The organism is Streptomyces sp. NPDC007905, assembly GCF_042959345.1.
Taxonomy (GTDB): domain Bacteria; phylum Actinomycetota; class Actinomycetes; order Streptomycetales; family Streptomycetaceae; genus Streptomyces.
The window spans coordinates 1-18,890 of record NZ_JBIBKS010000002.1 but is presented as its reverse complement, the minus strand read 5'-3'; the positions used below and the strand labels follow the sequence as shown (position 1 = coordinate 18,890).

General features: G+C 69.4%; 17 protein-coding genes and 3 tRNA genes. 11 read left to right on the top strand and 9 right to left on the bottom strand.

Annotated features, from left to right (window positions below; genetic code table 11):
* Positions 1-78: 78 nt before the first annotated feature.
* From ACFZDC_RS03720 to ACFZDC_RS03710, 3 genes are all read right to left on the bottom strand, one after another.
* Positions 79-151 (bottom strand) — tRNA-Gly (locus ACFZDC_RS03720).
* 76 nt (positions 152-227) lie between these two features.
* Positions 228-302: transfer RNA gene (locus ACFZDC_RS03715), tRNA-Gly, on the bottom strand.
* A gap of 156 nt (positions 303-458) precedes the next feature.
* Positions 459-776: a histone-like nucleoid-structuring protein Lsr2 gene (locus ACFZDC_RS03710; protein ID WP_391319771.1), complete on the bottom strand. Its 318-nt coding sequence runs from the start codon at positions 774-776 to the stop codon at positions 459-461.
* Positions 777-1,087: 311 nt separating this feature from the next.
* Between ACFZDC_RS03710 and purS the strand changes: the two genes are divergently transcribed.
* The 3 genes from purS to purL are packed head-to-tail and all read left to right on the top strand — an operon-like array spanning position 1,088 to position 4,283.
* On the top strand, positions 1,088-1,351 hold the full coding sequence (purS, locus tag ACFZDC_RS03705; RefSeq protein WP_015659417.1) for a phosphoribosylformylglycinamidine synthase subunit PurS: 264 nt from the start codon (positions 1,088-1,090) through the stop codon (positions 1,349-1,351).
* Positions 1,348-2,028: a phosphoribosylformylglycinamidine synthase subunit PurQ gene (purQ, locus tag ACFZDC_RS03700; RefSeq protein ID WP_391319769.1), complete on the top strand. Its 681-nt coding sequence runs from the start codon at positions 1,348-1,350 to the stop codon at positions 2,026-2,028. The genes purS and purQ overlap by 4 nt, the downstream gene beginning before the upstream one ends.
* The gene (purL, locus tag ACFZDC_RS03695; RefSeq protein ID WP_391319767.1) at positions 2,025-4,283 is read left to right on the top strand and encodes a phosphoribosylformylglycinamidine synthase subunit PurL; all 2,259 of its coding nucleotides are present in this window, start codon (positions 2,025-2,027) and stop codon (positions 4,281-4,283) included. Before purQ ends, purL begins: the two co-directional genes overlap by 4 nt.
* A gap of 51 nt (positions 4,284-4,334) precedes the next feature.
* On the opposite strand, the gene ACFZDC_RS03690 is transcribed toward purL, so the two are convergent.
* On the bottom strand, positions 4,335-4,526 hold the full coding sequence (locus ACFZDC_RS03690; protein WP_391319765.1) for a hypothetical protein: 192 nt from the start codon (positions 4,524-4,526) through the stop codon (positions 4,335-4,337).
* 29 nt (positions 4,527-4,555) lie between these two features.
* Between ACFZDC_RS03690 and ACFZDC_RS03685 the strand changes: the two genes are divergently transcribed.
* The 5 genes from ACFZDC_RS03685 (at position 4,556) to purM (ending at position 9,199) form a co-directional block, all read left to right on the top strand.
* Positions 4,556-5,026, top strand: coding sequence for a hypothetical protein (locus tag ACFZDC_RS03685; protein ID WP_391319764.1), 471 nt, complete (start codon positions 4,556-4,558; stop codon positions 5,024-5,026).
* Between the two features lie 33 nt (positions 5,027-5,059).
* Positions 5,060-5,857, top strand: coding sequence for a sterol carrier family protein (locus tag ACFZDC_RS03680; protein ID WP_391319762.1), 798 nt, complete (start codon positions 5,060-5,062; stop codon positions 5,855-5,857).
* Positions 5,858-5,913: 56 nt separating this feature from the next.
* Complete coding sequence (locus tag ACFZDC_RS03675; RefSeq protein ID WP_391319760.1) at positions 5,914-6,357, top strand: META domain-containing protein; 444 nt, start codon at positions 5,914-5,916, stop codon at positions 6,355-6,357.
* 201 nt (positions 6,358-6,558) lie between these two features.
* A complete protein-coding gene (purF, locus tag ACFZDC_RS03670) occupies positions 6,559-8,088 on the top strand; it encodes an amidophosphoribosyltransferase (protein ID WP_391319758.1) in 1,530 nt (509 codons plus the stop codon).
* 43 nt (positions 8,089-8,131) lie between these two features.
* Positions 8,132-9,199, top strand: a complete 1,068-nt coding sequence (gene purM / locus ACFZDC_RS03665; protein ID WP_391319756.1) for a phosphoribosylformylglycinamidine cyclo-ligase — start codon at positions 8,132-8,134, stop codon at positions 9,197-9,199.
* Between the two features lie 66 nt (positions 9,200-9,265).
* Here purM and ACFZDC_RS03660 read toward each other — a convergent pair whose 3' ends face one another.
* Together ACFZDC_RS03660 and ACFZDC_RS03655 are read right to left on the bottom strand one after the other, a co-directional pair.
* Positions 9,266-9,511 carry a DUF3073 family protein gene (locus ACFZDC_RS03660; protein WP_391319754.1) on the bottom strand — a complete coding sequence of 82 codons (246 nt, stop codon included), beginning with the start codon at positions 9,509-9,511 and terminating at the stop codon, positions 9,266-9,268.
* 318 nt (positions 9,512-9,829) lie between these two features.
* Positions 9,830-10,936, bottom strand: a complete 1,107-nt coding sequence (locus ACFZDC_RS03655) for a Glu/Leu/Phe/Val dehydrogenase dimerization domain-containing protein (RefSeq protein WP_391319752.1) — start codon at positions 10,934-10,936, stop codon at positions 9,830-9,832.
* A gap of 200 nt (positions 10,937-11,136) precedes the next feature.
* Here ACFZDC_RS03655 and ACFZDC_RS03650 point away from each other — a divergent pair, with 200 nt between their 5' ends.
* Positions 11,137-11,979 (top strand): hypothetical protein, encoded by an 843-nt coding sequence (locus ACFZDC_RS03650; RefSeq protein WP_391319750.1) that lies wholly within the window; start codon positions 11,137-11,139, stop codon positions 11,977-11,979.
* A gap of 520 nt (positions 11,980-12,499) precedes the next feature.
* Positions 12,500-12,706, top strand: a complete 207-nt coding sequence (bldC, locus tag ACFZDC_RS03645) for a developmental transcriptional regulator BldC (protein ID WP_003949541.1) — start codon at positions 12,500-12,502, stop codon at positions 12,704-12,706.
* Positions 12,707-13,166: 460 nt separating this feature from the next.
* Here bldC and ACFZDC_RS03640 read toward each other — a convergent pair whose 3' ends face one another.
* The 3 genes from ACFZDC_RS03640 to hrpA form a co-directional block, all read right to left on the bottom strand.
* The gene (locus ACFZDC_RS03640; protein ID WP_391319748.1) at positions 13,167-13,358 is read right to left on the bottom strand and encodes a DUF6274 family protein; all 192 of its coding nucleotides are present in this window, start codon (positions 13,356-13,358) and stop codon (positions 13,167-13,169) included.
* 144 nt (positions 13,359-13,502) lie between these two features.
* Positions 13,503-13,577 (bottom strand) — tRNA-Asp (locus ACFZDC_RS03635).
* Between the two features lie 97 nt (positions 13,578-13,674).
* Positions 13,675-17,619 carry an ATP-dependent RNA helicase HrpA gene (hrpA, locus tag ACFZDC_RS03630; protein WP_391319746.1) on the bottom strand — a complete coding sequence of 1,315 codons (3,945 nt, stop codon included), beginning with the start codon at positions 17,617-17,619 and terminating at the stop codon, positions 13,675-13,677.
* A 130-nt stretch (positions 17,620-17,749) separates the two neighbouring features.
* On the opposite strand from hrpA, the gene ACFZDC_RS03625 reads away from it, so the two are divergent.
* Complete coding sequence (locus ACFZDC_RS03625; RefSeq protein WP_391319744.1) at positions 17,750-18,799, top strand: ABC transporter permease; 1,050 nt, start codon at positions 17,750-17,752, stop codon at positions 18,797-18,799.
* Positions 18,800-18,890 lie beyond the last annotated feature (91 nt).

Here is an 18,890-nt window from a genome sequence, read left to right as displayed (position 1 = left end):
CGGTATGACAAATGTCAGACGGGCGCTCGCCGTGGGCACGAAAAGACCCCGGTCCAGTGGACCGGGGTCTCATTCCCGAGCGGACGACGAGGCTCGAACTCGCGACCTCAACCTTGGCAAGGTTGCGCTCTACCAACTGAGCTACGTCCGCACTGCTCCCGACCGGTTCCCACCGATCGGTGCGAGCACCAGCCTACCTGATCCACGAGAGTGGTCCTGACCGGTGCTGGAGCGGGTGACAGGAATTGCACACTGCGCCTTCCCCCTGGAAGGGGGATGTTCTGCTACTGAACTACACCCGCACGGTCCGTGGGATCCGGCCCTTCGGCCTCACCCCTCGGCGTGCCCCAGACACTAGCTGATCAGCGGGGGGGTTGCGCAAGTCGGTTCCCGTCCCGGCCAAGTGCACGGCCCCCAGGGCCCGCTGACGGACCCTGAGAGCTGCCCCTTCGCGGGCATCACTGCGCGGCGCTGAACGCCTCGTAGACCTTCTTGGGGATGCGTCCGCGCGCCGGCACGTCCATCTTGTTCGCCTGGGCCCAGGCGCGGACGGCCGCCGGGTCGGGAGCGACCTCCGTCTGCTTGTACGCCTTGCCGGAACGTGACCGCTTGCGGCCGGCCTCCACGTAGGGCGCGAGCGCCTTGCGCAGTTTCTTGGCGTTGGTTTCGTTCAGGTCGATCTCGTACGACTTGCCGTCGAGTCCGAAGGCGATCGTTTCCGCCGCTTTCGAGCCGTCGATGTCGTCAAAGAGAGTGACCACGACTTTTTGCGCCACGAATATCGGTCCCTTCGTGCGGCACGTCGATACAGCTCATCGGCGATGACGTGCCGAGTATCGGCTATTGCCAATTCATTTGTACAGTGCCCGGCAATGCAAAGTGAAGCCCGACTAAAACCGTCCGCGTGTCTCCGAGCAATAGCTGCCGTGGGCGGACCGGTCGAACTTTCCCAGAACTTTTCGCGGGGCCGCCCGTCCGTCACCCGATCGTGATGCGCCTCACGTAGTTTCCTACAACTCTACTCGCGTAGAAATTTTGTGCGGGTAGTCTGAAGGAACCTGCTCAGCACCACACACCGGGAGTGCCAGTGGCACGCGTCGTAGTCGACGTCATGCTCAAGCCGGAGATCCTCGACCCCCAGGGCCAGGCGGTCCAGCGTGCGCTGCCGCGCCTGGGTTTCGAGGGGATCTCGGACGTACGTCAGGGAAAGCGTTTTGAACTGGAAGTCGACGGGCCGGTCGACGAGGCCGCGCTCGCCCGCATCCACGATCTTGCGGAATCCTTCCTCGCCAACACCGTGATCGAGGACTTCACCGTCAAGGTCGAGGAAGTGGCGGAGGCGGCCAAGTGACCGCTCGTATTGGCGTCGTCACTTTCCCGGGCAGTCTCGACGACCGGGACACACAGCGGGCGATCCGCCTCGCGGGCGCCGAACCGGTCGCCCTCTGGCACAAGGACAAGGACCTCAAGCAGGTCGACGCCGTGGTGCTGCCCGGCGGTTTCTCCTACGGCGACTATCTGCGGGCCGGGGCCATCTCCCGGTTCTCCCCGGTGATGGAGACGGTCATCGAGCAGGCGAAGGCCGGACTTCCGGTTCTCGGCATCTGCAACGGCTTCCAGATTCTCACCGAGGCCCACCTCCTCCCGGGCGGCATGCTCGGCAACGACCACCTCCACTTCATCTGCCGCGACCAGAAGCTGCGGGTGGAGAACGCGGGGACCGCCTGGAGCGGCGACTACCGCCAGGGCCAGGAGATCCACATCCCGCTGAAGAACATGGACGGCCGGTACGTCGCCGACGAGTACACGCTCGACAAGCTGGAGGCCGAGGGCCGGGTGGTCTTCCGGTACCTCGACTTCAACCCGAACGGCTCGCTGCGGGACATCGCCGGCATCACCAACGAGGCCGGGAACGTCGTCGGCCTCATGCCGCACCCCGAGCACGCCGTCGAGCCGCTGATCGGTACCGGCCGTACCGACGGGCTCCCGTTCTTCACCTCGATCCTCAAGAAGCTGGTCAACGCATGAGCCGGACGCCTCTGGACACGGTCGAGCACGCGGCCGCGACCCCCGACGTCGAGCTGCCCTGGGCCGAACTCGGTCTGAAGAAGGACGAGTACGAGCGGGTGGTGGAGATCCTCGGCCGCCGCCCGACCGGCGCCGAACTCGCCATGTACTCGGTCATGTGGTCCGAGCACTGCTCGTACAAGTCCTCCAAGGTCCATCTGCGCCAGTTCGGTGAGAAGGCGCCCCAGTCGGACGCGCTGCTCGTCGGCATCGGCGAGAACGCGGGCGTGGTGGACGTCGGCCAGGGTTACGCGGTCACCTTCAAGGTCGAGTCGCACAACCACCCCTCGTACGTCGAGCCCTACCAGGGCGCGGCCACGGGTGTCGGTGGCATCGTCCGCGACATCATCGCGATGGGCGCCCGCCCGGTCGCGGTCGTGGACCCGCTGCGCTTCGGCGCCGCCGACCACCCCGACACCAAGCGCGTCCTGCCGGGCGTGGTCGCCGGCATCGGCGGCTACGGCAACTGCCTGGGCCTGCCCAACATCGGCGGCGAGGTCGTCTTCGACTCCTGTTACCAGGGCAACCCGCTGGTCAACGCCGGTGCCATCGGTGTGATGCGGCACGAGGACATCCACCTCGCCAAGGCCTCCGGCGCGGGCAACAAGGTCGTCCTGTACGGCGCCCGGACCGGCGGCGACGGCATCGGCGGCGCCTCGATCCTGGCCTCCGAGACCTTCGACGACGCCAAGCCGTCCAAGCGGCCCGCGGTCCAGGTCGGCGACCCCTTCCAGGAGAAGCTCCTCATCGAGTGCACCCTGGAGGCGTTCAAGGAGAAGCTGGTCGTCGGCATCCAGGACCTCGGCGCGGCGGGCCTGTCCTGCGCCACGTCCGAGCTGGCCTCCAACGGCTCCGGCGGCATGCGCGTCACCCTGGACGACGTACCGCTGCGCGACTCGACTCTCTCGCCCGAGGAGATCCTCATGAGCGAGTCGCAGGAGCGGATGTGCGCGGTGGTCGAGCCGGACAAGGTCGACCGCTTCCTGGAGATCTGCGCCAAGTGGGACGTCATCGCCACGGTCATCGGTGAGGTGACGGACGGCGACCGTCTGGAGATCTTCTGGCACGGCGAGAAGATCGTCGACGTCAACCCGCGCACGGTGGCGCACGAGGGTCCGGTCTACGAGCGTCCGTACGCCCGCCCCGAGTGGCAGGACACCCTCCAGGCCGACGACGCGAACAAGTTGCCGCGGCCGTCGTCGGGCGAGGAGCTGAAGGACCAGGTCCTCCAGCTGGTGGGCTCTCCCAACCAGGCCTCCAAGAAGTGGATCACGTCCCAGTACGACCACTTCGTGCAGGGCAACACCGTCCTCGCCCAGCCGGAGGACTCCGGAATGATCCGCGTGGACGAGGAGAGCGGCCTCGGCGTCGCGATCGCCACGGACGGCAACGGCCGCTACGCCAAGCTGGACCCGTACACGGGCGCCCAGCTGGCGCTGGCGGAGGCCTACCGGAACGTGGCGACGACGGGTGCCAAGCCGCTCGCGGTGTCGGACTGCCTGAACTTCGGCTCCCCCGAGGACCCGGCGGTGATGTGGCAGTTCGCGGAGGCCGTGCGCGGTCTGGCGGACGCCTGTCAGCAGCTCGGCACCCCGGTCACCGGTGGCAACGTCTCGCTGTACAACCAGACGGGTGAGGTGGCCATCCACCCGACCCCGGTGGTCGCCGTGCTCGGTGTCATCGACGACGTCGCGCGGCGCACGCCGGTCGCCTTCCAGGAGGAGGGCCAGCTCATCTACCTGCTCGGCGACACGCGTGAGGAGTTCGGCGGCTCGGCCTGGTCCCAGGTGGTCCACGACCACCTCGGTGGCCTGCCCCCGCAGGTCGACCTCGAGCGCGAGCGGCTGCTGGCCGAGATCCTGATCTCCGCCTCTCGCGACGGCATGATCGACTCCGCGCACGACCTGTCCGACGGCGGTCTGATCCAGGCGGTCGTGGAGTCGGCGCTGCTCGGTGGCAAGGGCGCGCGTCTGGTCGTACCCGACGGCCTGGACGCCTTCACCTTCCTGCTCTCCGAGTCGGCCGGCCGCGCGATCGTCGCGGTGCCGCGCTCGGAGGAGGTCCGCTTCAACGACATGTGCGGCGCCCGGGGTCTGCCGGCCACCCGCATCGGTGTCGTGGACGGCCACTCGGTGGAGCTCCAGGGCGAGTTCTCCCTGTCCCTCGCCGAGCTGCGCGAGGCGCACGAGGGAACCATTCCGGCGCTGCTGGCGTAACCGCCTGACGCGTGAGGCCCCGTCCGGGAAACTTCCCGGGCGGGGTCTTCCTCATGCGGCCACGGCCTCCGGCGCGGGCTCCGCATCCGCCGGCCGGGCGCCCGGCAGTCGCAGGGCCGGCAGCAGGCACCGGGCCATCACCCCGGCCCGGCACGGGAACACCGTGTCCATCGCGGAGACGTAGGCCGCCACTGCCCGCGTGTGGGCGGCCCCGCGCGGGGCGGCCAGGGAAACCGGCGTCACCGGGGCCGTCGTACAGGCGGTTGAGGAGGGTGCCGAAGAGGGCGGCGCCGAGGGCCGTGCCGAGGGTCTGGAAGAAGCGGCCGGGAGGTGGTGGCGACGCCGAGCTGGTGGCGGGGTGCCGCCTGCTGCACCAGCTGGATCAGCCGGCCGAGGAACCGGCCGAAGTCGAGGCCGACGAGCAGCAGGGTGGCGCGCGGCTGCCCCAGCGAGGTGTGGGTGCCGGTGTGGCGAGGAGCAGGAAGGCGGCCGTGGTGACGACGGAGCCACTGATCACGAAGGTCCGCTCGGACCAGCCGCGGTCGGTGAGCCGGCCGGTGACGACGCCGATCGCGGTGATGCCGGCCGCCATCGGGATGAGGAAGCCCGGCGCGGCCGCCGAGACCAGGGCACGCCCTCTCGAGGAGCACCGCCGGGTCGCCGAGGGCGAGAGCACGGAGCAGGTGGCCGCCGACGCCGCCGACGCGCCCGGCTCGCCTTCGACTTGGTGCAAAAGGGTCTGAGGGACTACGCCGTGAAGGCATAGGCTCGCTGCCATGCCACCGGCCAAGAAGCGCGCCCGCAGCTACGACCCCGCCAGGACCCGCACCGCGGTCCTCGCCCAGTTCGGGAACGTCCGGGAGGCCGTACGCGGCCTCACTCCCGAGCAGTTCGCCCTGCCCACCCGGCTCGGCAGCTGGACCGTACGCGAGCTGGTCGCGCACATCGGGATGGCGATCACCGCCGTGCAGCGCGCCCTGGCCGTCCCGGCGCCCCCGAAGCCGACCGTGACGCTCGTCGAGTGGGCGTTCTCCACCGCCACCCGCGCCGCCGACATCGACGACTTCACCCTGGGTCTCGCCGCCGGCCATCCCGACCTCGACGCCTATCTCGCCGACATCGAGCAGAGCCTGCACGCTCTCCTCGACGAGCACCCCGGCAACCGGCTCCTGGACACCAGCGCGGGCTCGATGCCCCTGGACGACTACCTCGTCACCCGCACCGTCGAACTGGTCGTCCACACCGACGACCTCAACGCCGCCGTCCCCGGCCTCCAGGTGCCCTACGACCGCCAGGCCCTGGCCGCCGCCACCCGGCTCCTCGCCGACGCCCTCGCCGTGAAGGCGCCCGGCGGCTCCACCGAGGTGCGCGTACCGCCGTACGCCGTCGTGCAGTGCGTCGAGGGCCCCCGGCACACCCGCGGCACCCCGCCCAACGTCGTGGAGACCGACCCGCTGACCTGGCTCCGGCTCGCCAGCGGCCGGCTGACCTGGAAGGACGCCGTCGCCGAGGCCCACGTCAGCGCCAGCGGGGAGCGGGCCGACATCGGGGACCTGCTGCCGCTGATGTCGTGACGGAACCGGCGGCCCGGACCGGCCGTCGAATCCGTATGAACCGGTACAAGCAGCGCATGACCCTGACGGCGGCCGCCGTGCTCGTCCCGCTCACGGTGGCCTGTGGCAGCGCGCAGGGCGGCCAGGCGGACAGCGGCCCGGCCGGCGTGCGGCAGCCCGTGACCGGTGTCGCCTGGCGGGTCGACAGCCTCACCGTCGACGGCACCACCCGGCACGCGCCCGCCGCCGCCCGCATCCGGATCGGCACGGACGGCCAGGCGGCCGGCAACCTCGGCTGCAACCATTTCGGCGCCCGGGCCACCGTTCACGGCGACCGGATCACCTTCGGTGACCTCCGCACGACCAGGATGGCCTGCGGGCCGGAGCGGATGGCCTTCGAGCGCGCCCTCGCCCGCGCCCTGACCACCGGCACGCTCACCGCCAGGGTCCACGACGGGAAGCTGACCCTCACCGATGGCGACGGTGATGTCGTCCACCTCACCCGCAACGCACCCGAATGATGTGCGACACCTCACTCACGCATACGGCGAGCGGGTCCGCAACCGCCGCCCGCAGGGCCGCCACGGACCGGCCCAACTCTCCTCGAACCTTTTTGACCTGCGAAAACGAAGAAACCACCAAGGTGATCCACAGCGCCTGACCCGTTACGGGCGCGTATCCCCAATTCGGACCAGTGGTCGATCTCGCCTACACTCGGTGGCGTGCCACGTGGTGACGGTCGACTCAATCACGATCTGCTTCCCGGCGAAAAAGGCCCCCAGGACGCTTGCGGCGTCTTCGGTGTCTGGGCTCCGGGTGAAGAGGTCGCAAAGCTCACGTACTTCGGGCTCTACGCCCTCCAGCACCGGGGTCAGGAATCCGCGGGAATCGCGGTCAGCAACGGCTCCCAGATCCTCGTCTTCAAGGACATGGGCCTGGTCTCCCAGGTCTTCGACGAGACCTCGCTCGGTTCGCTCCAGGGTCACATCGCGGTCGGTCACGCCCGCTACTCGACCACTGGTGCCTCCGTGTGGGAGAACGCCCAGCCGACGTTCCGTGCCACCGCGCACGGCTCGATCGCGCTCGGCCACAACGGCAACCTGGTCAACACGGCGCAGCTCGCCGAGATGGTCGCCGACCTGCCCAAGGACAACAACGGCCGGTCCACCCGGGTCGCGGCCACCAACGACACCGACCTGCTGACGGCCCTGCTGGCCGCCCAGGTCGACGAGGACGGCAAGCCGCTGACCATCGAGGAGGGCGCCCACGCGGTCCTTCCGCGGGTGAAGGGCGCCTTCTCGCTCGTCTTCATGGACGAGCACACGCTCTACGCCGCCCGTGACCCGCAGGGCATCCGCCCGCTGGTCCTCGGCCGCCTCGAGCGCGGCTGGGTGGTGGCTTCCGAGACCGCCGCCCTGGACATCACCGGCGCCAGTTTCGTCCGGGAGATCGAGCCGGGCGAGTTCGTCGCCATCGACGAGAACGGCCTGCGCACCTCCCGATTCGCGGAAGCGAAGCCCAAGGGCTGTGTCTTCGAGTACGTGTACCTGGCCCGCCCGGACACCGACATCGCCGGCCGGAACGTGTACCTCTCCCGCGTCGAGATGGGCCGCCGCCTGGCCAAGGAGGCCCCGGTGGAGGCCGACCTGGTCATAGCGACCCCGGAGTCCGGCACCCCGGCCGCCATCGGCTACGCGGAGGCGTCCGGCATCCCCTTCGGCGCGGGTCTGGTGAAGAACGCGTACGTCGGCCGGACCTTCATCCAGCCCTCGCAGACCATCCGGCAGCTCGGCATCCGCCTGAAGCTGAACCCGCTGAAGGAAGTCATCAAGGGCAAGCGCCTGGTCGTCGTCGACGACTCGATCGTGCGCGGCAACACCCAGCGGGCCCTGGTGCGCATGCTGCGCGAGGCGGGCGCGGCCGAGGTCCACATCCGGATCTCCTCGCCGCCCGTGAAGTGGCCCTGTTTCTTCGGCATCGACTTCGCCACCCGAGCGGAGCTGATCGCCAACGGGATGACCATCGAGGAGATCGGCACCTCGCTCGGCGCCGACTCGCTGGCGTACATCTCCATCGACGGCATGATCGAGGCGACCACGATCGCCAAGCCGAACCTGTGCCGCGCCTGCTTCGACGGCGAGTACCCGATGGAGCTGCCGGACCCCGAGCTGCTCGGCAAGCAGCTGCTGGAGACCGAGCTGGCCGCGGGACCCGCCGCGACGGCCGCCTCCGACGCGATCCGCCGCCCGTAACCCCCGCTGTTCGAGCAGGACGACACGAAAGTTCTCCAGGTTCATGTCTGAGACCACTGGTGCCAGCTACGCAGCGGCAGGCGTCGACATCGAGGCGGGCGACCGCGCCGTAGAGCTGATGAAGGAGTGGGTGAGGAAGACCAGGCGCCCCGAGGTCCTGGGCGGCCTCGGCGGCTTCGCCGGGCTCTTCGACGCCTCCGCGCTCAAGCGCTACGAGCGCCCGCTGCTCGCCTCCGCCACGGACGGCGTCGGCACGAAGGTCGACATCGCGCGCCGACTGGGCGTCTACGACACGATCGGCCACGACCTGGTCGCCATGGTCATGGACGACATCGTGGTGTGCGGCGCCGAGCCGCTGTTCATGACCGACTACATCTGCGTGGGCAAGGTCCACCCCGAGCGCGTCGCGGCCATCGTGAAGGGCATCGCGGAGGGCTGTGTGCTGGCAGGCTGCGCCCTGGTGGGCGGCGAGACGGCCGAGCACCCCGGTCTGCTGGGCGAGGACGACTTCGACGTCGCCGGCGCCGGTACGGGCGTCGTGGAGGCCGACCGGCTGCTGGGCCCGGATCGTATCCGGAAGGGTGACGCCGTGATCGCCATGGCGTCCTCCGGGCTTCACTCGAACGGGTACTCCCTGGTCCGCCACGTCCTGCTGGACCGGGCGGGCCTGGCCCTCGAGTCCGAGGTCGCGGAGCTGGGCCGCACGCTCGGCGAGGAGCTGCTGGAGCCCACGAAGATCTACTCGCTGGACTGCCTGGCGCTGACCCGCACCACCGAGGTGCACGCGTTCAGCCACATCACGGGCGGCGGACTCGCGGCCAACCTGGCCCGGGTCATCCCGGACGAGCTGCACGCCACCGTCGACCGTGCCACCTGGACCCCGGGCGCCGTCTTCGACCTGGTCGGGAAGACCGGGAACGTCGAGCGCCTGGAGCTGGAGAAGACCCTCAACATGGGCGTCGGCATGATCGCGATCGTCCCCGAGGGGTCCACGGACGTGGCTCTCGCGACCCTGGCCGACCGCGGGGTCGACGCATGGGTCGCCGGCGAGATCACCGACCGGGGCGCCAAGGAGACGGGCGCCGAGCTGGTCGGGGACTACGCGGGCTGAGCCTGCGGGCAGCACAGAACCCGGTCGGTGGCTGTGCCACCGACCGGGTTCATGCTCAGTGCAAGGTCAAGCACCGCGACGGTGCTGTGAAGGACCCTCGTCCTCGTCGTCGTCCTCATAGAGGTCGGCGTACCGAGAGTAGAGGTCGTCGTCGTCATGCTCATCGTCCTCGAAGCGGTCACCGTTCGGTGACTGGTTCGACGTCGATGCGCCCAGCTCCTCGGCCAGGCGTGAGAGGTCCGTCCCGCCGCTGTTGTACTTCAGCTGGCGGGCGACCTTCGTCTGCTTGGCCTTGGCCCGGCCGCGCCCCATGGCTCGACCCCCTCAACGACGGGGCTCGACGGCCCCAGAGTCTGACACGCGTTCATGATCTGGAACGGACTCTCCATGGAGAGGCCGGTCCGTAGGGCTTCCACGGTACCTGAGCCCGCGCCCATACGGTACGTCGCCCGCAGCACGCGCGTGTGCACAGGACCCTCGAGGCGCCCCGTCCTCGCTGGTCAGTGGCGATTTTAACCACTTATCGGGGTACGACCCGCCGGTGGAAGTGAGAGTTCTCTCTAAGTTCCCGCCGACGGGTACCGCCCGTGGGTGCGATCGGATACCCGGTCGGGGCCCGCGGAGCCCGGATCAGCGGGCCGTGCGGGCGTCCGCCATGCGCTGCTCGGCGATCCGGTCGGCCGCGGCGGCCGGCGGAATGCCGTCTTCCTTCGCACGTGCGAATATGGCCAGCGTGGTGTCGAAGATCTTCGCCGCCTTCGCCTTGCACCGGTCGAAGTCGAATCCGTGCAGCTCGTCCGCCACCTGGATGACCCCGCCCGCGTTCACCACGTAGTCCGGCGCGTAGAGGATCCCGCGGTCGGCGAGGTCCTTCTCCACGCCCGGGTGGGCGAGCTGGTTGTTGGCGGCGCCGCACACCACCTTGGCGCTCAGCACCGGCACGGTGAGGTCGTTCAGGGCGCCGCCGAGGGCACAGGGGGCGTAGATGTCGAGACCGCCGACATGGGCGCCCCGGATCAGCTCCTCGGTGTCGGCGACGGCCGTCACACCCTCGGGGTGCCGGCCGAGGATCCGTTGGACGGCGTCGGCACGCACATCGGTGATCACGACCTCGGCGCCCTCGTCCAGCAGGTGCCGGACCAGGTGGTGGCCCACCTTGCCGACGCCGGCGATGCCGACCTTGCGGTCGCGCAGCGAGGGATCGCCCCACAGGTGCTGGGCGGAGGCGCGCATGCCCTGGTAGACGCCGAAGGCGGTGAGCACGGAGGAGTCGCCGGCGCCGCCGTTCTCGGGTGAGCGGCCGGTGGTCCAGCGGCACTCGCGGGCCACGACGTCCATGTCGGCGACGTACGTGCCCACGTCGCACGCGGTGACGTAGCGCCCGCCGAGCGAGGCGACCATGCGCCCGTAGGCGAGCAGCAGCTCCTCGGTCTTGTCGCGCTCCGGGTCACCGATGATCACGGCCTTGCCACCGCCGTGGTCCAGGCCGGCCATGGCGTTCTTGTACGACATTCCGCGCGCGAGGTTGAGGGCGTCGGCGACGGCCTCGGCCTCGGTCGCGTACGGGTAGAAGCGCGTGCCGCCGAGGGCCGGGCCCAGGGCGGTGGAGTGGATGGCGATCACGGCCTTGAGGCCGGTGGCGCGGTCCTGGCAGAGCACGACCTGCTCATGGCCGCCCTGGTCCGAGTGGAACAGGGTGTGCAGGACCTCAGCAGGTGCGCCGGTTACGTCGGTCACTGTGGTGACTCCTGTGTAAAGAGCGGCGGGTGGGGCTCAGCCCCCGTGCGGGTGGCGGGTGCTGTGGCATGAGCGTAGAGCCTCGGCCCACCAGCCATCCGCGCAGTGTTAAGGATCACTCTCGCGTGCCGTAGTTGCACGCATCACCGTGGGACGATTTGCAGTGGTTTCGAGCCGGGTCCGATGGGGAGGGAGCAGGCGTGCCCAAGGTGTCCTCCGTGGTCGTCCCCTACGCCACGTACCTGCGCGTGTACGAGCCGCTGGCCGCCTTCCCGGAGCCCGAGCGCACGCACTGGGCGCGCTACGCCCGGCGCCCCGACCGCCCCTCCTATCAGGACGAACTGCGCCGCTCGCTCGCCGACTTGCTGCCCACCCCGCCGATCCCGGTGCCGGTGCACGAAAGCGGCGACGCCTTCGTGCTGGACGTCGACGGCGTGGTCTGCGTCTGTCCCTGGCGGACACGGCTGCGCGGCTGGCAGGCCCTGGGTGACCTCGCCGAGGAACTGCCCCCGCCGGTGCTGGACGCGGTGCTGCCGCCGATGGTGCGCCGCCAGGCCGCCCAGGACTACGAGCGCTGGCTCGCCCGCAACCCGGACGCCCGCCCCTGGATCCGTACGGCGACCTGGCAGGTCCCGCTCAACTGGTTCGTACTCGTCTCCGACGAGGAGCGCCGGTACGAGAAGGGGACCGCCGAGGTGCCGCCGATGCTGCGCTACCGCACGCCGATGGTCCAGGCCCGGCGCCGGGTGGCACGGGCGCTGCGCACGCTGAAGGACGCCATCGAGGAGGGCCCGCTGATCGACGGACTGGTGGACGTCGGCCGCTGGCTGGAGGAGTTCCATCCGCGCTCGCTGGTGGAGCTGGACTACGGCGGTCTGGTGCACACGGTGCCGGCCGGCGAACTGGAGGACGACCACTCGGCGGCGGACGTCGCCGAGGGCATCGAGGCGCTGCGCCGGGGCGACGGGATGGCCGCCGGCGAGGCGTACGGGCGGCTGGTGGAGCGGTGGCGGACGGTGCGGGACCGGCGTTCCGCGAACTGAGTGACGTACATCACGGTCGAAATCGCCTGGAACGACGTACGGTCTACGGGACTTAGACCACCTGACGGGATGTTGGTCCCGATCCGGGCGTTTTGCCTCAAGGGTGACGGACGGCACTTACACGGCCCTTGCGCCTCTTACCGCCCCTCGTGCCAAAATAGGACAAGGAGCCCGGGGAGGGTTTCCTCCGTCCAACTATGCTCCACTATGGGCGGAATCCCAGCATTGCGCGCTTTGGGGGGTCTGGTGCCTCCTGATCGCCCTGTGACTGATCGTCACAGTGGCGTGACTGTCCGCTATGGCATGGTCCATCGGCTTCCGTCGCTGATGAACACCTGGGAGGGCAATTCCATCGGTTTGGCCGACGCGGCTGGACAGATGGTGTAGTTGTAGTGCCGAGGACAAGCCGTTCGTCCTATAACCGACTCGACTCGCGTCGTCCATTTCGGGCAACGCGGGTCAAGGTGCAGAATTTAGAGGAAAGAACCGAGAAGGTTCGGTTCTCCCGAGGAGGCCGCTCATGACCGCTCGCACCCCTGATGCCGAGCCGCTGCTGACCCCGGCTGAGGTCGCCACCATGTTCCGTGTCGACCCCAAGACGGTGACGCGGTGGGCGAAGGCCGGCAAGCTCACGTCCATCCGTACGCTCGGCGGGCACCGCCGCTACCGCGAGGCCGAAGTCCGCGCTCTGCTCGCGGGCATCCCGCAGCAGCGCAGCGAGGCCTGAACAACTGAATACCGGGCAAACCGGCTGGTCCCCAAACCGGTCGAGGTGCCCGAAACCCTAGCTCCGAGCGACGCGGGACCTGCCCCAACAGGGCCCACGCCCAAGCCGAAGAGAACGTTGTAGGCAGCGACACAGGGTGCGTCGTAGATCGCGCTGGACTCCGCCGGGTCCAGCGCGATCTTTTTTGTGCGCTGCTCGTGGGTGTGCCGGGGTGGCTGTGAGCGCCCTTGTCGGAGTCTGGGGAGGGGTGTGGGAACGACTGTGAACGTGCCTTTCGGTTGGTGCAATTGCACATATTAAATTGACTAGTGGTAGGAGAGGGGTAAGTACCGCTGTTTCAAAAACTCATGCGGTGACTCCCGTCACATGCCGGAGCACTTGTTGCCCCCGGACCGCGTGCGGTAGTGGAACCAGGCATTCCAGCGTGCCACGTCCTGGCGGGTGTTGGGGACGGCGCCGGTCACGTGCTGCGGGGGTTCTCGTCCTCGAGCGCCTCTTCGCCCGCGTCCTGGGGGCGGGGGCCGGAGTCCAGGGTCAGCCGCAGCAGGTGATGACAGATCGGGCAGTGGCGGGTGAGATGCCGGTAGGACGTGGCGGCCGCCAGATGCGCCCTCAGCAGCGCGCGCGTCTCGTGCCTGGCCGATGCCGCCATACGCCACCTCCAGGGGCCACAGAGGGAAGCGGGCCCTGCCTTCTGGGTACCGAGGGAATGTGACGCCGTCAAGGGCGCCGACGGCTGCGCGGGACGTGAGGGCAGCAGCAGAAAGGGCCCCCTTTCGGGGGCCCTTCTCTTGGGCGGTCCTGACGGGATTTGAACCCGCGGCCTCCACCTTGACAGGGTGGCGAGCACTCCAAACTGCTCCACAGGACCAAGTTTCGCGGCGCTCGGTTTGTTGCGTTGCGCTGCGAGAAGAGACTGTACAGGAGGTGAGCCGCCCTGGTCGAACTCACCCCCTGTGCGCGAACGGTTACGGCACGGCCGCGTCGATCGCCTTCACGATCCGCTTGTCGGAGACCGGGTACGCCGTGCCCAGCGCGTGAGCGAAGTAGCTGACCCGGAGCTCCTCGATCATCCAGCGGATGTCCAGGACCGAGGAGGGCACCGGCCGGCCCTGGGGCAGCTGTTCCAGGAGCCAGGCGTACTCGTCCTGCATCTCGTGGACCTTCTCCATGCGGGTGGTGTCCCGCTGGACGCCCGTCGGCATCTGCTGCAGGCGCCGGTCCGCGGCCACCAGGTAGCGCATCAGGTCGGGCAGGCGCCGTATGCCCGCCCAGGTGACGAAACCGGGCTTCACGAGGGCGTCCAGCTGCTGGCGGACGTCCGCGAGGTTCGCCAGCAGGGCAGGGCTGCGCACGGCCTTCAGGCGGCGCTCACAGGCCTGCCAGGCCGCGAGGACCTGCTGCACCTGGCCGACCGTGCGGACCGTCGTGTCGACGATCTCCGCACGCACCTTGTCGTACAGCTTCCGGTACGACTCCTCGTCCCACACCGGGCCACCGAAGTCCGCGATCAGCTGGTCGGCCGCGGCCGTCGCGCAGTCGTCGAAGAGGGCCTGGACGGAGCCGTGCGGGTTGGCGGAGAGCGCCAGCTTCTGGGCGTTGGTCAGCTTTTCGGACGCGAACTTCGCCGGGTTCACCGGGATGTTCCGCAGGATCAGCCGGCGGGTGCCCTTCCACATCGCCTCGGCCTGTTCCGCCTCGGTGTCGAAGAGACGGACCGAGACGGTGTCGCCGTCGTCCACCAGCGCCGGATACGCCTTCACCGGCTGCCCGGCCCGGCGGGTTTCGAAGACCCGGGTCAGCGTGCCGATCGTCCAGTCCGTCACGCCCGTGCGTTCCAGGGACTCGCCGCCCTCGCGCGAAGCGGTCGCCGCTGCCGCCTGGGAGAGGGCCTTCCTCGCCTTCGGCTTCAGGCGCAGCTTCAGCGCATCCAGGTCCTTGTCCTCCGCGAGCTTGCGGCGCCGCTCGTCCACGATCCTGAAAGTGATCTTCAGGTGGTCCGGCACCCTCGCCCAGTCGAAGTCGTCCGCCTCGACGGGGACGCCGACCATGCGCTTCAGCTCGCGCGCCATCGTCACGGTCAGCGGCTCCTGCAGGGGCACCGCCTTCTCCAGGAACGCCTTCGCATAGTTCGGCGCGGGCACGTAGTTGCGCCGGACGGGCTTGGGGAGGGAGCGGATCAGCTCCGTCACCACCTCCTCGCGCAGGCCCGGGATCTGCCAGTCGAAGCCCTCGTCGGTGACCTGGTTGAGCACCTGGAGCGGGATGTGCACGGTCACGCCGTCCGCGTCCGCGCCGGGCTCGAACTGGTACGTCACCCGGAACTTGAGCGGGCCCTGCTGCCAGCTGTCCGGATAGTCGGCCTTGGTGACCGCCTCCGCCGACTCGCGGATGAGCATCTCCCGCTCGAAGTCGAGGAAGTCGGGCTGCTCGTGGCGCTTGCGCTTCCACCAGGAGTCGAAGTGGGCGCCCGAGACGACGTGTTCGGGAACCCGCTGGTCGTAGAAGTCGAACAGCGTCTCGTCGTCCACGACGATGTCGCGGCGCCGCGCCCGGTGCTCCAACTCCTCGACCTCGCTGAGGAGTCTGCGGTTGTCGGTGAAGAACTTGTGGTGTGTGCGCCAGTCGCCCTCGACCAGCGCGTTGCGGATGAACAGCTCGCGGGAGACCTCGGGGTCGATGCGGCCGTAGTTCACCTTCCGCTGGGCGACGATCGGGACGCCGTACAGCGTGACCTTCTCGTACGCCATCACGGCGGCCTGGTCCTTCTCCCAGTGCGGTTCGCTGTACGTCCGCTTCAGGAGGTGCTCGGCGAGCGGCTCGACCCACTCCGGTTCGATCCTGGCGTTGACCCGCGCCCACAGCCGCGAGGTTTCCACCAGCTCGGCCGACATCACGAACTTGGGCTGCTTCCGGAACAGCGCCGAGCCCGGGAAGATCGCGAACTTGGCGTTGCGGGCCCCCAGGTACTCGTTCTTGTTGCCGTCCTTCACGTCCTTCATCCCGATGTGGGAGAGGAGGCCGGCGAGCAGGGAGACATGGATGCGGTCGGCGGGGGCGTCCTCCTCGGCGAGGTGGATACCCATCTGCTTGGCGACCGTGCGCAGCTGCGTGTAGATGTCCTGCCACTCCCGGATGCGCAGGAAGTTCAGGTACTCCTGCTTGCACATCCGGCGGAAGGAGCTGGATCCCCGCTCCTTCTGCTGCTCGCGGACGTACCGCCACAGGTTCAGATAGGCGAGGAAGTCGCTGGTCTCGTCCTTGAAGCGGGCGTGCTGCTGGTCGGCCTGGGCCTGCTTCTCGGCCGGGCGCTCGCGCGGGTCCTGGATGGACAGCGCGGCCGTGATGACCATGACCTCGCGGACACAGCCGTTCTTGTCGGCCTCCAGGACCATCCGGGCCAGGCGGGGGTCGACCGGCAGCTGGGCCAGTTTGCGGCCGGTGTCCGTGAGCCGCTTGCGCGGGTCCTTCTGGGCCGGGTCCAGCGCGCCCAGCTCATGCAGCAGCTGCACGCCGTCGCGGATGTTGCGGTGGTCCGGCGGGTCGATGAAGGGGAACTTCTCGATGTCGCCGAGGCCGGCCGCGGTCATCTGCAGGATGACGGAGGCGAGGTTCGTACGGAGGATCTCGGCGTCCGTGAACTCCGGCCGGGCGAGGAAGTCGTCCTCGCTGTACAGCCGGATGCAGATGCCGTCGGACGTACGGCCGCAGCGGCCCTTGCGCTGGTTCGCGCTGGCCTGGGAGATCGGTTCGATGGGCAGCCGCTGCACCTTGGTGCGGTGGCTGTACCGGCTGATCCGCGCGAAGCCCGGGTCGATGACGTACTTGATGCCCGGGACGGTCAGGGAGGTCTCGGCGACGTTGGTCGCCAGAACGATCCTGCGGCCGGTGTGCGGCTGGAAGACCCGGTGCTGCTCCGCGTGGGACAGCCGGGCGTAGAGGGGCAGTACCTCCGTGAAGCGGTACTTCTTCTTTTCCAGGGCGTCAGCGGTGTCGCGGATCTCCCGCTCACCCGAGAGGAAGACCAGGATGTCGCCCCGGCCCTCCGCCATCAGTTCCTCGACGGCGTCCGTGATCGCGGTGATCTGGTCCCGGTCGACGTCCTCCGACTCCTCCTCCAGGAGCGGCCGGTAGCGCACCTCCACCGGATACGTCCGCCCGCTGACCTCGACGATCGGGGCGTCCCCGAAGTGCCGGGAGAAGCGCTCGGGGTCGATGGTCGCCGAGGTGATGACGACCTTCAGGTCCGGGCGCTTGGGCAGCAGCTGCGCCAGATACCCGAGCAGGAAGTCGATGTTGAGGGACCGCTCGTGGGCCTCGTCGATGATGATCGTGTCGTAGGCGCGCAGCTCGCGGTCGGTCTGGATCTCGGCGAGCAGGATGCCGTCCGTCATCAGCTTGACGAAGGTGGCGTCGGGGTTCACCTGGTCGGTGAAACGGACCTTCCAGCCGACGGCCTCGCCGAGGGGCGTCCTCAGCTCCTCCGCCACCCGCTCGGCGACGGTGCGCGCGGCGATCCGGCGGGGCTGGGTGTGCCCGATCATGCCCCTGACCCCGCGCCCGAGCTCAAGACAGATCTTCGGGATCTGCGTCGTCTTCCCGGACCCGGTCTCGCCGGCCACGATGACGACCTGGTGATCGCGGATGGCGGCCGCGATCTCGTCCTTCTTCTGGCTGACGGGCAGCTGCTCCGGATAGCCGATGGCGGGCACACGGGAGCGCCGCTCGTCCATCCGTGCCTCGGCCTTGTCGATCTCGGCCTCGATCTCGGCGAGGACGGCGGCACGGGCCTCCGGCTTACGGATCTTGCGCGCGCCCTCGAGCCGCCGGCCGAGCCGGTGCGCTTCGCGCAGCGACAACTCGGTCAGGCGGGGGGTGAGGGTGCCGAGGGCGGGGGCTGGGTGCGTAGACATACGCGGTCCAGGATCTCACCTCGGGGAAATCGCTGGCGAACGATTTGCCCCGTGCCCGTGACCTGCCCGTTTCCCGGAACGGGTGTCCGCCGAGGGATCAGGGGCGGCCGGGTGATCTAGCGTGGGCGTTATGTCCGATTCGCCGCACGGTCTCCACGGCCGGCCGTCCACCTGGGCCGAGCGCTGGGCGGCCTTCCGGCGGTCGTCCTTCCTGCCCGCGACCGTCCTGACGCTGATTCTCGCCGCATCGGCCGGGCTGTTCGCCGGTTCCTACACGTACGCCATGGCCAACCCGGCCCCGCACACCATCCCCACCGCGGTGGTCGGCGCCCACGGCGCGCCGGCCGCCCGGCGGTTCGTCGACGGCATGGAGCAGGCCCTGCACGCCTCGCTCGAGCCGCAGGTGTACGACAGCCGGGAGGCTGCGGTACGGGCGGTGGACGAGCAGAAGGTCTTCGCGGTGGCCGAGGCGCCCGACGGGCGCGCGGTCACACTGGACGTCTCGGGGGCGTCCGGGGCGTCGGTCGCCCAGCTGCTCGGGGAGGCGGCGGTGAGGGTGGGCAGGGCCGCCGGCACGCCGGTGGTCGTCCACGACCTCAAGCCCTTGCAGAAGGGCGACCCGCGGGGCCTGGCGATCTTCTACATCTCGCTGGCAGCCGTGATCATCGGCTTCGTCGGAGCCATCCAGCTCAGCGTGCACGCCCGGGCGCTCAACCCCCTGGAGCGCATCGCCTTCACCGCCGCCTACGCCCTGCTCGGCGGTTTCGCCATCGCCGCGGTGGTGGACTGGCTGCTGGGGGCGCTGAACCTGCCGTTCGTGGAGTCCTGGCTGATCCTCGCCCTGACGATGTTCGCCTCCGGCCTGGTGTTCACGATGTTCAACACCCTGGTCGGGCGGTGGGCCATGCTGCCGACCTGGGGCCTGATGGTGCTCCTCGGCAACCCCTCGTCCGGTGGCGCCGTCTCCTGGCCCCTGCTGCCCTCCCCGCTCGGCACGATCGGCCGCTGGCTCCCGCCCGGGGCCTCCGTGAACGCCCAGCACACCGCCGTGTACTTCACGGGGTACCAGCACGCCTTCCCCTTCCTGGTGCTGGCGGGCTGGGCCGTCGTCTCCTGCGCGGTCTTCCTGATCTGGCGCCACCGCCACCCGGGCGGCCGCCCGAGCCGCCCGCAGCACTAGACGAGTCTTTCCAAATGCCTGCGGGCGCGAGGAGAGGGTGTCCATGATCGTTTGTGACGACGAACCTGGACACCCTCGTGACCGCACTCTA